Genomic DNA, 12,947 nt, shown 5'->3' with positions numbered 1-12,947 from the left:
TTTTATGAAAGTTATGGGGCTTGACTTGGGCGACGCAAGAACAGGCGTTGCCCTGTCAGATGAACTTAAATTTTTAGCTCAGTCTTATGGAACAATTTATAATAAAGATAAAGAAGACCTTTTAAATCAGTTAGAGCCTGTAATTAAAGAAAATAATGTTGAAACAGTGGTTATAGGTCTTCCTAAAAATATGAATGGCACCATAGGCGAAAGAGGAGAAATGGCAAAAGACTTTGCCGAAAAATTAAAAGAACGATTTGGAATTAAAACTGTTATGTGGGACGAAAGGCTTACAACAGTGAGTGCTCACAGAGTTTTATCCGAAGCCAATGTAAGAGGCAAAAAAAGAAAAAAAGTGGTTGATACAGTAAGTGCTGTGTTTATACTGCAATGTTATTTAGATAGTTTATAGGAGGTATTTAAAATGACTCAGTACAATGAAGAAAGAGATGTTGTTACCCTGTATGACGAAAACGAAAACGCACAGGACTTTGAAATAGTTGATGTGTTTGAATATAACGAAAGCGTTTATGCAGCAGTTACACCTCTTCAGGATGAATATGACGAGAATATTCCGCTTGATGTTACAATGCTTAAGGTTACCGAAGTTGATGGCGAAGAAATCTTCTCATTTATCGAAACCGAAGAGGAAGAAGAGGAAGCATTTAACGAACTTCTAAGACGCGAAGAAGAATTTGATAACGATTAATAATTTTTAGAAAACAAAAAATACAACTAAATTTTTTTAGTTGTATTTTTTTTTATTTTCTGTAAAGAATTAAAATAGAACTAAAAGTTTAATAAAGAAAGGAACAAAAAAATGAAAAAGAAAATTTTATCAGTTTTAATAATAACTATATTGACTGTAACACTTTTTGGTTGTGGTGCTGGAGAGGATGACCTTCCTAAAATAGGGGTAGCAATTTATAAATATGACGATACCTATATTTCCACAGTTAAAAATTCTCTTATAAATGCCGCAGATGGTAGAGCAGAACTTCTACTAAATGACGGTAAAGGCGACCAGGGAACTCAGAATGACCAGATAGATTTGTTAATTCAAAAAGGCGTTGATGTTCTATTAGTAAATATCGTTGATGTTGGTGCAGCACAAACAGTAGTAAATAAAGCCAAAAATGCCGATATACCGATAATTTTCTTTAACCGCGAGCCAAGTCTTGATGTATTAAAATCATACGATAAAGCAAGATTTATAGGCACAAATGCAAAAGATGCAGGTGTTATTCAGGGCGAAATTGTAGCAGATATCTGGAAAGATAAAAAATATGATAAAAATAATGACGGTATAATGCAATATGTAATGTTTAAAGGTGAGCCTGATAATCCTGAAGCAGTAGCAAGAACAGAATGGTCAGTTAAAAGAGCGCAGGAATTAGGTGTTAAAACGGAAGAGTTAGGTCTTCAGGTAGCAAACTGGGATACCGAACTTGCCAACAGAGCAATGGAAGCATGGATAACAAAATTCGGCGATAAAATAGAGTTTGTAATAGCCAATAACGACGGAATGGCTCAGGGTGCAATATCAGCGCTTCAGGCTGCAAACTATAATAAAGGAGATCCAAACAGATTTATTCCTGTTGTAGGTGTTGATGCAACAGACGCAGCCAAAGAACTAATATCCAAAGGATATATGTCAGGAACAGTAGTTCAGGACGGAGATGCAATGGGTAAAATTTTATTCAGAAGCGCAATAAATATGAAAGATTCAAAACCAATAACAGAGGGAACAGATTATCAGTTTGACGAAACAGGAGTTTCTGTAAGAATTCCATATAAATCATATACCGGAGTTGGTGAATAATTTGAGTAAAAGCGAATTTGTTCTTCAGATGGTAGATATAACAAAAAGATTTCCGGGAGTTTTGGCACTCGATAGGGCAAAACTTAATGTAAGGCACGGTACAGTCCACTCACTTATGGGCGAAAACGGAGCAGGGAAGTCTACCCTTATGAAATGTCTTTTCGGTGTATACAGAGAAGACGAGGGGGAAATATATATTGATGGAGAAAAAGTAAATTTTAAAAATTCAAAACAAGCCCTTGAAAACGGGGTTGCAATGGTTCATCAGGAACTTAATCAGGTTTTAAAGCAAACTGTAATGGATAATATGTGGTTAGGAAGATTTCCAACCGTGTCAGGAATAATCAACCGAAATAAAATGTATGAAGACACTAAAAAAATTTTTAGCGAACTTGATATGGATATAAACCCTGACGAAAAAATCTATAAACTTTCTGTATCCCAAAGACAAATGATAGAAATAGCAAAAGCCTATTCGTACAATGCAAAAATATTTGTTCTTGACGAGCCGACGTCATCCTTAACCGAAGAGGAAGTTAAAAGGCTTTTTGAAATAATAGATAAGTTAAAGAAAAAAGGTTGCGGAATAATTTATATATCGCATAAAATGGAAGAAATTCTTAAAATTTCAGACGATGTAACCATAATGAGAGACGGAAAGTGGATAACCACCGAACGCGCAGAGAATCTTGATATAGATAAAATTATTAAACTTATGGTGGGAAGGGATATGACACATCGTTTCCCGCCTAAGAGTAATAACCCCCAAGAAGTTGTGCTTAGCGTAGAAGATTTAACATCTTACTATTTTCCGGGAATAACTAATGTAAATTTTAAATTAAAAAAAGGAGAAATTCTTGGTGTTGCAGGGCTTGTAGGTTCAGGAAGAACAGAACTATTAGAAACTCTGTTTGGAATAAAGCGAAAAAAAGAAGGAAAGATTTTTCTTCATAATAAAGAAATTTATAATAAAACGCCTCGCCATTCCATAAAAAACGGATTTGCCCTTTTAACCGAAGAAAGAAGAAGTACAGGAATTTTTGGTGGTCTTAGTATAAGGTTTAATTCAGTAATTTCCAACCTTAAAAGATATTCAAAAATAGGAGTCCTAAACGACTCAAAAATGAATGATGATACCAAATGGGTAATAGAAAGTATGAAGGTAAAAACCCCGGGTCAGAAAACTCATATAAAAACGCTCTCAGGTGGTAATCAGCAAAAGGTAATTTTGGGAAGATGGCTTCTGACCGAGCCTGAAATACTGATGCTTGACGAGCCGACAAGGGGAATAGATGTAGGTGCAAAATATGAAATATACCAACTTATTTTAGACCTTGCAAAAAAAGGCAAAGGAGTAATAATGGTGTCTTCCGAAATGACTGAACTTTTAGGCATATGCGACAGAATAATGGTAATGTCAGAGGGAAGAGTAGCAGGAATACTTGATAATGATGAAAATATTACGCAGGAAGAAATATTAAAACTTGCTTCAAAATATATATAGGAGGTGATATGAATGAAACGAAAAATTACAGACCTTCTTCTTGATTATTCGTTATATATAGTTCTTGGAATAATGATAATAGCAGTTATAATACATGACCCGTCATTCATTTCCTTTAAAAATATAACCAATATCTTAAGTCAGGCGTCAACAAGGGGGATACTCGCATTAGGTGTAGCAGGTCTTATTGTCCTGCAGGGTACAGACCTTTCTGCAGGTAGAATTTTAGGGCTTACTGCAATAATTTCTGCATCTTTGCTCCAATCTGTAAATTATGCTTCAAGAATGTATCCTAATCTTCCGGCGCTTCCTCTTATCCTGCCTTTGATTATTGCAGTAGGAGTAGGTGCAATATTTGGCGCAGTAAACGGTTTTGGAGTGAGTAAACTTCATCTTCACGCATTTATTGTAACTTTGGGTACACAACTTATAGCATATGGTCTTTCTGCCATATATATAGACCGTCCGCCCCTTGGTGCACAGCCAATAGCAAATTTTGACGAAAGATATGTAGAATTTGTAACAGGCTATCTTAAAATAGGTAATCTTGAACTTCCGTATCTTATATTCTATCTTGCCATTATCGCTGTTATAATGTGGTTTATATGGAATAAAACAACTCTAGGTAAAAATATGTTTGCAATAGGTGGTAACCCTGAAGCCGCAGCAGTATCAGGCGTAAACCTATTTAAAAATATAATGGCAGTCTTTATAATATCAGGTGTTTTATACGGTATTGCAGGGTTTTTAGAAGCGGGTAGAGTCGGTTCTGCCACCAGTAATACAGGAATAAATTATGAACTGGATGCAATAAGTGCATGTGTGGTAGGAGGAGTATCCTTTTCAGGCGGAGTAGGAACTATTCCAGGGGTAATAATCGGTACAATAATCTTGCAGTTTATAAATTATGGCCTTAATTTCGTGGGTATTAGCCCATATTATCAGTATATTATAAAAGGTATAATCATAATTCTTGCGGTTTCAATAGATGTAAGAAAATATCTTGTAAAAAAATAATCTTTCCCTGTAAGACTTCTCTTACAGGGTTTTTTAGTTTAATTTAATTGACAAGAACCTATAAAATGTATACAATATCAATAATATTATATTATAAAAAGAGAGGGTAAATGATGTGTTAAAAGACGGAGTAAATTCACAAGATAAAATAATTTCTTTTTTAATGATTGGTCAGTCCAATATGGCAGGGCGAGGCGAGTTTTTAGATGTTGATATAATAGATAACGATAAATGCTTTATGTTAAGAATGGGAAGATGGCAGAAAATGAGTGAGCCGATAAACCCTGACCGTGCAATATGGGGAATAAGATTTCATAGTGGTATAAGTCTTGCAGCAAGTTTTGCTGATAGTTTTACCAAAGAGTATAAAAATTCATGTGGACTTATTCCATGTGCAGATGGTGGTACAAAACTCTCACAGTGGATGCCGGGTGAAATTCTTTTTGACCATGCTGTTATGATGTGCAGCCTTGCAAAAAGAACATCGCAAATCGGTGGAATTTTATGGCATCAGGGGGAAAGCGACTGCACTAATTTAGACCCTCAAAAATATAAAAAAGACTTTATTTTAATGATAAATACCTTAAGAAAAGAATTAGGAAACGAAAACCTGCCTGTTTTAATAGGCGAACTTTCTGAAGATGTATCTTTGGAGTGGGTAGACGAGGGAGCAGTCAAAGAACTTAATAAAACATTTTATGAAATTGAAAAAGAACTAAATAACTGCAAAGTAGTTTCTGCAAAAAATCTTAATTTAAAAGAAGATAAAATTCATTTTGATTCACACTCATTAAGAGAGTTTGGTTTAAGATATTTCGAAAAATACAAGGAGTTAGTATGATAAAAAAGATAATTCTCTGGTTTTTGTGCATTGCCTGGGCAATATCAATATTTTGTTTTTCTAATCAACCGGCAACAGAATCTAACGATACAAGTCTTGGGTTTACTAAGAATATTATAATATTCTTTGATAAAATTGATGTTATAGACCTTTCTGATAACCCCGAGATAGCAGAAACAGAGATTATAAATATAGCAGAAAAATTAAATAACTTAATAAGAAAACTTGCCCATTTTGGAATATATATGATATTCGGGATACTTGTCTTTCTTCTTTTAAAATGTTACTGCGAGAGTAAAAATGCAGTTATACCTGCGCTTATTATTTGCCTTATTTATGCAATATCAGATGAAATACATCAACTTTTTATTCCGGGACGCGCAGGTAAAATTTTAGATGTTGGTATCGACTTTATGGGAAGTCTTACAGGCGTATTTTTAGTTTTTATATTATGTTTTTTAATTTCTTACCATTTATCGGATGAAGTATATTTAAATGCATCTTCTATAATTCTTAATGCTTCTTCTACTTTTAATTCAATTAGTTTTTCGCCCTTTTCTTTTGTAGAGTGGGAAGGAAGCCCCCAGATGCCTGTTGGAGAAAGTTTTGTCAAAGGAGCATAGTTAAGATATTCTCTTGGGCAGTCTGGTATAAAATCATTCTTTACCATTTCGTCTTTTTTAACTGTTTCTTCTTCAATCGCAAGCATTAAAGATGTCTCAGATTCTCCACCGTGTATCTCGTTTAGTGGGGAACCGTCAAACACAGCCCTGATTTTTTCGTTTACAAGTGCTTCAACTTTAATTACCTCAATATCATCATAAAGTGCATTTATTTCTCTTATTGTAGGTCCTGCAATAAATATACCTCCGTGGCCTATCATAACTATAACTTTTTTAAAGCCCTGGTCTTTTAAATCAAGAATAATGTCTGTAAGCATAGCCTGAAAAGTGGACGGACGCATACGTGCGCATCCTTTTGTGCCTAAATGTTCGTAGCAAGTGCTTATAGGAAGTGGTGGAAGAAGATATGCATCAATTTTCTTTGCCACTTCTTCGGAAAGTTTTTTAATAATAAAATAATCTGTACCGGTAGGAAGATGTGAACCGTGTTGCTCAATGCTTCCAACAGGTATTATTACAGTATCAGTATTGATATCATTAATTGTATTATAATAACTAATCATTTGAAATTCTCCTGCATTTTTTTCTTAATTATACTATGGTTTTTTTATTTATTCAATAACATTTAAGAAGTAATTTTCAATTTCTTTTTTAGTTGCCTTAAATGTTCCTGTTGCCATATTTAATCTTCCTCCGCCTCTGCCGGAAAGTGATAAATTTGCCTTTTTGGTAAATTCTTCAGCGCTTTTTTTATTTGAGATTATTATATATCTGTAACAGTCGTTATCATCGCCTGATAAAATAATCGCAAAAGATTCTGTTTTTTCTTTAATCTCGTTTGCAATAAGCCTTAAATGGTCGTTATCCATTCCGTCAAAGAATAGGCAAATGTTGTCTTTTGTAAATTTTACAGAGTCTGAAATATGTTTTGCAAGAATTTTAGTTCTTTCATTAAGTTTTATGTTTAAAGATGTAATGTTATCAAGAAGTTTTTTAACACCGTCATAAGTTTCATCCTCTTTAACAGATAAAAGGGAAGATATTAAAGAATTTGTATAATGTTTTTTATAATAATCATTTAGTGCATCATATCCGCAAAGAATATTAAGCCTTACTCCGCCTTTGTATCTTGTCTTGGAAAGTATCTTTATAATTCCTATCTCTCCTGTGTTCTTAACATGCGGAGCACAACAAGCACATAAGTCAAGATTACCGATTTTAACTATTCTTATATTTTCTTTTATTTCGCCTTTTGCCCTGTATTCTAAGTTTTTAAGTTCATCATCTGGTGGATAATATGCAGTTACAGGATGATTTTCATATACTGCCTTGTTCGCAAGCAATTCTATTTTTTTAATATCCTCATCTTCTATGTAGCCGCTTAAGTCCATTGTAACATTGTCAATTCCAAGATGAAATCCAACATTGTCATACCCAAATAGTTTATGTGCTATCCCTGAGATTATATGCTCTCCGCTGTGGTTTTGCATATTCCTGAAACGAAAATCAAAATCAATCTTTCCATGCACCATTTCACCCTTTGTAAAAGGATGGTTTGAGTAGTGGTAAATAACACCGTCTTTTAGTTTAACATCGGTAATTTCTATACCGTTAAGTGTGCCCCTGTCTGCACTTTGTCCGCCTTCTTCGGGGAAAAATAAAGTCTTATCAAGTTCTGTTTTATATTGTTCTCCACACTTTTCACAGTCTAAAACTTGCGCATCAAATTCAGTTAAATAACTGTCAAAGTCATATAATTTAATAGTCATTAAAGGATGCTCCTTTTAAAAAAATTATAATAAAATTATATAAAAATTCAAATAAAAAGTCAATATTTATGAATATTACGAGTATATATGATAATAATAAAAATAAAAAAGGAGTTTATAAAAATGATTGATAAAATTGCGTTGATACTTGTAATAATCGGTGCGCTTAACTGGGGAAGTATAGGGATATTTGGCTTCGATATCGTAGGATGGCTTTTTGGTGGCCAACTTGCACTTTTAAGCCGTATTATATTTACCATAGTAGGTATCGCAGGTCTGTGGACGCTTACTTTACTTTTTAGAAATTCAGAAAAAGATAATTAAAAAAGAAGACTACTGTTTATATGTAAGCAGTAGTCTTTTTTAAGGAAAAGTTATTAAAATGAAATCGTTTGCAATGCTCACGATGAAATCTAAACTGCGTTTAGATGACATTCAATTATTGTTCTTTTTTGCAGTATTTATTGAAGAAATCAATACCCTTCGAACTTAATGAATGATGAATATTGAATAGTGAAAAATGAATAATACAAAACAAAAAATCCTATCTTTCGACAGGATTTTTGTTTTGGTAGCGGCGAGTGGACTTGAACCACCGACCGTACGGGTATGAACCGTATGCTCTAGCCAACTGAGCTACACCGCCAAATCATTCTATGAGATTATACCTTAAAATTTTAAGTTTGTCAAGGTGTTTTAATAAAAAATCTTTTTTATTTTAAAATATCTATAATCTGCCTATATAATATTATTGAATTTTTTTATAATTTAATGTATAATAAATTAAATAAAATTAAGCTTAAATAAAAATCAGGAGATTTATATGGAAAATTTAACAGATATATCGGTTATAAAAAAAATATGTGCAAAATACGGATTTAAATTTAAAAAAGGCTTCGGGCAAAATTTTTTATGTGATGAGAGTATAGTAGAAAGTATTATCTATAATTCTAAAATAACAAAGGATACCGATGTTATTGAAATCGGGCCTGGGTTTGGAAGTCTTACTCAGTCTTTATTAAAATATGCAAAATCTGTTACATCTGTTGAAATAGATAATTCTTTAATTCCTGTGTTAAATGAACTCTTTTTGGAATTTGATAACTTTAACCTTATTAACGAAGATGTTTTAAAGTTTGATTTAAATTCTATCATTAAGAGTGATAATACTATCCTGGTTGCAAATCTTCCGTATTATATAACAACACCGATTTTAACATATCTTCTGGAAGGAAGATTTAATTTAAAATCAATTACTGTAATGGTGCAAAAAGAAGTCGCAGACCGACTTGTTGCAAAACCGGGAAGTAAAGACTACGGTGCTATAACCTGTCTTATAGATTATTACAGTAAATCAAGTATTGTAACCAATGTACCTAAAGATTGTTTTATCCCTGCGCCTAATGTAGATTCTGCAGTGGTAAAACTTGATATACTAGATACTCCGAGTGTAACACCGTTAAGTGAAAAAAATATGTTTAAACTAATAAAAGCATCTTTTAACCAAAGAAGAAAAACATTTCTTAACGGAATTTCAAACAGTGGTATAACACAAAAAAGCAAAGCAGAAATTGAACAGATTATAACCGATTTGGGATATGACTGTAACTTAAGAGGAGAAACATTATCAGTTGAAGAATTTGCAAAAATCTCCGATAGACTATTTTAATTTGGTGATATAATGAAAAGTGCTGTAATTGCAATGAGTGGTGGCGTGGATAGTTCCGTTGCCGCATATTTAATAAAAGAAGAAGGGTATCTGTTAAAAGGGGTTACCCTTAAACTTCATACAACTAAAGATGAAAATCCGTCCTGTTGTACTAATCAGGATATTTTGGATGCTAAAAAAGTATGTGATGTCCTTGATATCCCTTATGAAGTTATAAATTTCACAGAAGATTTTAATAAAAAAGTTATAGATAAATTTGTTTCAACCTATGTTAACGGTGGAACTCCTAACCCCTGTGTAGATTGTAACCGTTATATAAAGTTTAAAAAAATTCTTGACTTGGCAGATAATGAGGGATATTCAAAAGTTGTTACAGGCCATTACGCAAGAGTGGAATATGATAAGACGCTTAATAAATATCTTTTGAAAAAAGGTCTGGATGAATCAAAAGACCAAAGTTATGTTCTTTATTCCTTAACTCAGAAACAACTATCCAAAATTCTTTTCCCTCTTGGTAATTTAACTAAGGATAAAATAAGAGAAATAGCAAATTCCCTAAATTTTGTTAATGCCAATAAGCCTGACAGTCAGGATATCTGTTTTATAAAAGACGGAAAATACGGTGAATTTATTGAAGAATATCTGGGAGTAAAAAGTGTCCCTGGGGAATTTGTAGATAAGTCAGGGAATGTTTTGGGTAAGCATAAAGGAATTATAAATTATACCATAGGCCAGAGAAAAGGTCTTGGCTTATCTTTAAAATCTTCTATGTTTGTATGCGAAAAAGATATTTTAAATAACAAAGTAGTCTTAGGCTATTCGGACGACCTTATGAGCGATACCTTGGTAGCAACCGATGTTAACTTTATTCCCTTTGATAAGCCAGAGGATAACTTAAGAGTAACAGCCAAAACAAGATATAAACAAAAAGAAGAACCGGCAACACTTACTATGCTTGATAACGGAGATGTGCTTGTTAAATTTGATAAACCTCAAAGAGCAATAACCAAAGGTCAGGCAGTAGTCTTTTATAATGGCGATATCGTTGTCGGCGGAGGAACTATAATATAGTATGACTGTTTTTAAAACTATTGATAATTTATATGAAAAACAAAATATTTCGTTTGATGAATGTCTTAATCTTCTTAAAAGCAGTAATGACCAATCAGTAAGAAATTATTTGTTTGATAAATCAAAAGAAGTAACTTTAAATAATTTTTCAAACAAAATATATATAAGAGGTCTTATAGAGTATTCAAACTATTGTAAGAATGACTGTTTCTATTGCGGAATAAGAAAAAGCAATCTTAATTTGGAAAGATACAGGCTCTCAAAAGAAGAAATACTTATCTGTTGTGAAAAAGGATATAATCTTGGCTTTCGCACCTTTGTACTTCAGGGTGGGGAAGACGGATATTTTACAGATGATTTAACCTGTGAGATTATATCTGAAATAAGAAATAAATACCCAGATTGCGCAATAACACTTTCTATGGGCGAAAAATCTTATGACTCTTATAAAAAGTTTTTTGACTGTGGAGCTAATAGATATCTTTTAAGGCATGAGAGTATAAACAGTGAGCATTACTCAAAACTTCATCCTGAAAATATGAGTATTAAAAACAGAGTCGAATGTCTTTATAACCTTAAAAAAATCGGATATCAGGTAGGCTGTGGGTTTATGGTAGGCGCCCCTTATCAGACTCTTACAAATATAGCAGAAGATATTATGTTTATAAAAGAGTTTAAACCTCATATGATAGGCGTCGGCCCGTATATCAGCCATAAAGATACCCCGTTTTTAAATTTTGAAAACGGTAGTTATAAACTTACAACTTTTATAATAGGAATTTTAAGGCTTTTATGTAATAAAGCCCTTATCCCTGCCACCACAGCACTAAATTCAGTGTCTCCAAATGGCAGAGAAGAGGGAATAAAAGCAGGAGCGAATGTTATAATGCCAAACCTCTCTCCTTATGATAAAAGAGATAAATATACTCTCTATAACGGTAAACTTTCAACAGGCGCAGAAGGAGCCGAAAGCCTTAAAATCTTAAATGATGAAATGAAAAAAATAGGATATGAAATTTCATTTGAAAGAGGAGACTATAAAGAGTAAAAAAGGTAACGATATGAAGAAATTATTATGTATTATATGTATTTGTATATTGCTCTGTGCTTGTGCAAATGATACAAGTATAGGAATTATCGGAGGTGCAGATGGCCCAACTTCGATTATAGTTTCCAAAAAAGGAGAAAAAGCAATGTATAAAGTAATAACACAACAAAATGCCAAAAATATAATGACCTCAGGGGAAGAATATATAATTCTTGATGTAAGAGAACAAGATGAATACGATAACGGTCATATCCCTGGCGCAATTCTTATCCCATATACCGAAATCGAAGAAAGGTCAGAAGAAATGCTCCCCGACAAGGATGTACAGATTCTTGTGTATTGCAGATCAGGTCGCAGAAGCAAAATTGCAGCCGAAAGCCTTGCAAAGCTTGGTTATACCAATGTAAAAGAATTCGGTGGTATTATCGACTGGCCGTATGAAATAGAAAAGTAATATATCTATAATAATAACAACCAACAAACCACCTGATATACAGGTGGTTTTCGTTATACAAAAAGCAAGGTTTTGACTATACAAAACCTTGCCATGGCGGAGAAGGTGGGATTCGAACCCACGTGCCCTTGCGGACAAAACGATTTCGAGCTGTTAGACAGTCTTTTTAGATAGACGAAATAAGCGGAAGTTAGAAGAAGTTAAAAAGCGATAAAAACCGCATAAAATCAAGGCTTTGAGGGGTTAAAAACCTTCAAAGCCTTTGCTGTTCTAGCAGATTTGGTATTGCCACTTTTAAATAGCTTTTTTGGGTTTTCGCTAGAAAAGTGCTAGAAAAATGTTAGAAAAGGAAATATAATAAATATATCTGCATTCTTGAATTATTAGTAATTATATAGTATAATTATCTTGCAATAAAGATTGTCTGATATAAATAATACTTTTATACATTGAGGGAACATAAAATGATATATATTACAGGAGATACACACATACCAGTCGATATACAGAAACTTTCCACTAAACGTTTTCCAGAGCAAAAAGAAATGACCAAAAATGATTATGTGATAATATGTGGTGATTTTGGTGGCGTGTGGGACGGTAGTAATGAAGAAAAATATTGGATAAAGTGGTTGAAAAGTAAAAATTTCACGACACTTTTTATCGATGGCAATCACGAAAATTTTGAGATGCTTTATAATCTCCCAACAGTAGATTTTGGTGGTAGTATTGCACACAAAGTTGATGATGGCATATATCATTTAATCAGAGGCGAAGTATATCATATTGACGGAAAGAAGTTCTTCGTATTTGGCGGGGCAAGTTCGCACGACAAAGAGCACCGAACCGAAGGCAAAAACTGGTGGAAAGATGAAATGCCAAGCGAAAAAGAGTATAGTACTGCAGAAGAAAATCTTAAAAAGAATAATTCTGAATTTGATTATGTGATAACCCATTCTGCCCCGACATCTGTTCAAGATAAAATTGCTCCAACATATGAAATCAATCAACTTACAGATTTTCTGGAAAAGATAAAAAACAGTGTGGCATGTAAAAAATGGTTTTTTGGTCATTACCATAAAGATGTTGAAGTTGATGAAAAGTTTACTGCGGTATTTGACAAGATTTA

General features: G+C 33.2%; 14 protein-coding genes and 1 tRNA gene. 12 read left to right on the top strand and 3 right to left on the bottom strand.

Annotated elements, in window-relative coordinates:
• Positions 1 to 4 precede the first annotated feature (4 nt).
• The 6 genes from ruvX to IKZ35_00110 all read left to right on the top strand — a co-directional run bounded on the left by ruvX (position 5) and on the right by IKZ35_00110 (position 5,184).
• On the top strand, positions 5 to 412 hold the full coding sequence (gene ruvX / locus IKZ35_00135; protein MBR4892373.1) for a Holliday junction resolvase RuvX: 408 nt from the start codon (positions 5 to 7) through the stop codon (positions 410 to 412).
• A gap of 12 nt (positions 413 to 424) precedes the next feature.
• Positions 425 to 709, top strand: coding sequence for a DUF1292 domain-containing protein (locus IKZ35_00130; GenBank protein ID MBR4892372.1), 285 nt, complete (start codon positions 425 to 427; stop codon positions 707 to 709).
• 111 nt (positions 710 to 820) lie between these two features.
• Positions 821 to 1,822, top strand: a complete 1,002-nt coding sequence (locus tag IKZ35_00125; GenBank protein MBR4892371.1) for a galactose ABC transporter substrate-binding protein — start codon at positions 821 to 823, stop codon at positions 1,820 to 1,822.
• 1 nt (position 1,823) lies between these two features.
• Positions 1,824 to 3,326 carry a galactose/methyl galactoside ABC transporter ATP-binding protein MglA gene (gene mglA, locus IKZ35_00120; GenBank protein MBR4892370.1) on the top strand — a complete coding sequence of 501 codons (1,503 nt, stop codon included), beginning with the start codon at positions 1,824 to 1,826 and terminating at the stop codon, positions 3,324 to 3,326.
• 12 nt (positions 3,327 to 3,338) lie between these two features.
• Positions 3,339 to 4,343 carry a galactose/methyl galactoside ABC transporter permease MglC gene (mglC, locus tag IKZ35_00115; protein MBR4892369.1) on the top strand — a complete coding sequence of 335 codons (1,005 nt, stop codon included), beginning with the start codon at positions 3,339 to 3,341 and terminating at the stop codon, positions 4,341 to 4,343.
• 115 nt (positions 4,344 to 4,458) lie between these two features.
• A complete protein-coding gene (locus IKZ35_00110) occupies positions 4,459 to 5,184 on the top strand; it encodes a sialate O-acetylesterase (protein ID MBR4892368.1) in 726 nt (241 codons plus the stop codon).
• A gap of 466 nt (positions 5,185 to 5,650) precedes the next feature.
• Here IKZ35_00110 and IKZ35_00105 read toward each other — a convergent pair whose 3' ends face one another.
• Both IKZ35_00105 and IKZ35_00100 read right to left on the bottom strand, forming a co-directional pair.
• The gene (locus IKZ35_00105) at positions 5,651 to 6,370 is read right to left on the bottom strand and encodes a creatininase family protein (GenBank protein MBR4892367.1); all 720 of its coding nucleotides are present in this window, start codon (positions 6,368 to 6,370) and stop codon (positions 5,651 to 5,653) included.
• Between the two features lie 48 nt (positions 6,371 to 6,418).
• Positions 6,419 to 7,576 (bottom strand): hypothetical protein, encoded by a 1,158-nt coding sequence (locus tag IKZ35_00100; GenBank protein ID MBR4892366.1) that lies wholly within the window; start codon positions 7,574 to 7,576, stop codon positions 6,419 to 6,421.
• A gap of 123 nt (positions 7,577 to 7,699) precedes the next feature.
• Here IKZ35_00100 and IKZ35_00095 point away from each other — a divergent pair, with 123 nt between their 5' ends.
• Entirely contained in the window at positions 7,700 to 7,900 is a 201-nt protein-coding gene (locus tag IKZ35_00095; GenBank protein ID MBR4892365.1) for a DUF378 domain-containing protein, read from the top strand.
• Between the two features lie 245 nt (positions 7,901 to 8,145).
• Here the strand turns inward: IKZ35_00095 and IKZ35_00090 are convergent.
• Positions 8,146 to 8,222 (bottom strand) — tRNA-Met (locus IKZ35_00090).
• Positions 8,223 to 8,399: 177 nt separating this feature from the next.
• Here IKZ35_00090 and rsmA point away from each other — a divergent pair.
• The 5 genes from rsmA to IKZ35_00065 form a co-directional block, all read left to right on the top strand.
• A complete protein-coding gene (rsmA, locus tag IKZ35_00085; GenBank protein ID MBR4892364.1) occupies positions 8,400 to 9,245 on the top strand; it encodes a 16S rRNA (adenine(1518)-N(6)/adenine(1519)-N(6))-dimethyltransferase RsmA in 846 nt (281 codons plus the stop codon).
• 12 nt (positions 9,246 to 9,257) lie between these two features.
• Positions 9,258 to 10,316 (top strand): tRNA 2-thiouridine(34) synthase MnmA, encoded by a 1,059-nt coding sequence (gene mnmA, locus IKZ35_00080; protein ID MBR4892363.1) that lies wholly within the window; start codon positions 9,258 to 9,260, stop codon positions 10,314 to 10,316.
• 1 nt (position 10,317) lies between these two features.
• Positions 10,318 to 11,364, top strand: coding sequence for a [FeFe] hydrogenase H-cluster radical SAM maturase HydE (gene hydE / locus IKZ35_00075; GenBank protein ID MBR4892362.1), 1,047 nt, complete (start codon positions 10,318 to 10,320; stop codon positions 11,362 to 11,364).
• 13 nt (positions 11,365 to 11,377) lie between these two features.
• Positions 11,378 to 11,818, top strand: a complete 441-nt coding sequence (locus tag IKZ35_00070; GenBank protein ID MBR4892361.1) for a rhodanese-like domain-containing protein — start codon at positions 11,378 to 11,380, stop codon at positions 11,816 to 11,818.
• 464 nt (positions 11,819 to 12,282) lie between these two features.
• The coding region (locus tag IKZ35_00065) for a metallophosphoesterase (protein ID MBR4892360.1) at positions 12,283 to 12,947 on the top strand (665 nt) is incomplete at its 3' end.

The sequence above is a fragment of the Clostridia bacterium genome (assembly GCA_017554615.1).
Taxonomy (GTDB): Bacteria; Bacillota; Clostridia; order UMGS1840; family HGM11507; genus SIG450.
This window is presented reverse-complemented; position numbering and strand designations above follow the sequence as displayed.

What these genes read in the sequence shown, in the direction of transcription:
- ruvX (MBR4892373.1), top strand. Translation starts at nt 5, where the DNA reads ATGAAAGTTATGGGGCTTGACTTGGGCGACGCAAGAACAGGCGTTGCC.
- IKZ35_00130 (MBR4892372.1), top strand. Translation starts at nt 425, where the DNA reads ATGACTCAGTACAATGAAGAAAGAGATGTTGTTACCCTGTATGACGAA.
- IKZ35_00125 (MBR4892371.1), top strand. Translation starts at nt 821, where the DNA reads ATGAAAAAGAAAATTTTATCAGTTTTAATAATAACTATATTGACTGTA.
- mglC (MBR4892369.1), top strand. Translation starts at nt 3,339, where the DNA reads ATGAAACGAAAAATTACAGACCTTCTTCTTGATTATTCGTTATATATA.
- IKZ35_00105 (MBR4892367.1), bottom strand. Translation starts at nt 6,370, where the DNA reads ATGATTAGTTATTATAATACAATTAATGATATCAATACTGATACTGTA.
- IKZ35_00100 (MBR4892366.1), bottom strand. Translation starts at nt 7,576, where the DNA reads ATGACTATTAAATTATATGACTTTGACAGTTATTTAACTGAATTTGAT.
- IKZ35_00095 (MBR4892365.1), top strand. Translation starts at nt 7,700, where the DNA reads ATGATTGATAAAATTGCGTTGATACTTGTAATAATCGGTGCGCTTAAC.
- rsmA (MBR4892364.1), top strand. Translation starts at nt 8,400, where the DNA reads ATGGAAAATTTAACAGATATATCGGTTATAAAAAAAATATGTGCAAAA.
- mnmA (MBR4892363.1), top strand. Translation starts at nt 9,258, where the DNA reads ATGAAAAGTGCTGTAATTGCAATGAGTGGTGGCGTGGATAGTTCCGTT.
- hydE (MBR4892362.1), top strand. Translation starts at nt 10,318, where the DNA reads ATGACTGTTTTTAAAACTATTGATAATTTATATGAAAAACAAAATATT.
- IKZ35_00070 (MBR4892361.1), top strand. Translation starts at nt 11,378, where the DNA reads ATGAAGAAATTATTATGTATTATATGTATTTGTATATTGCTCTGTGCT.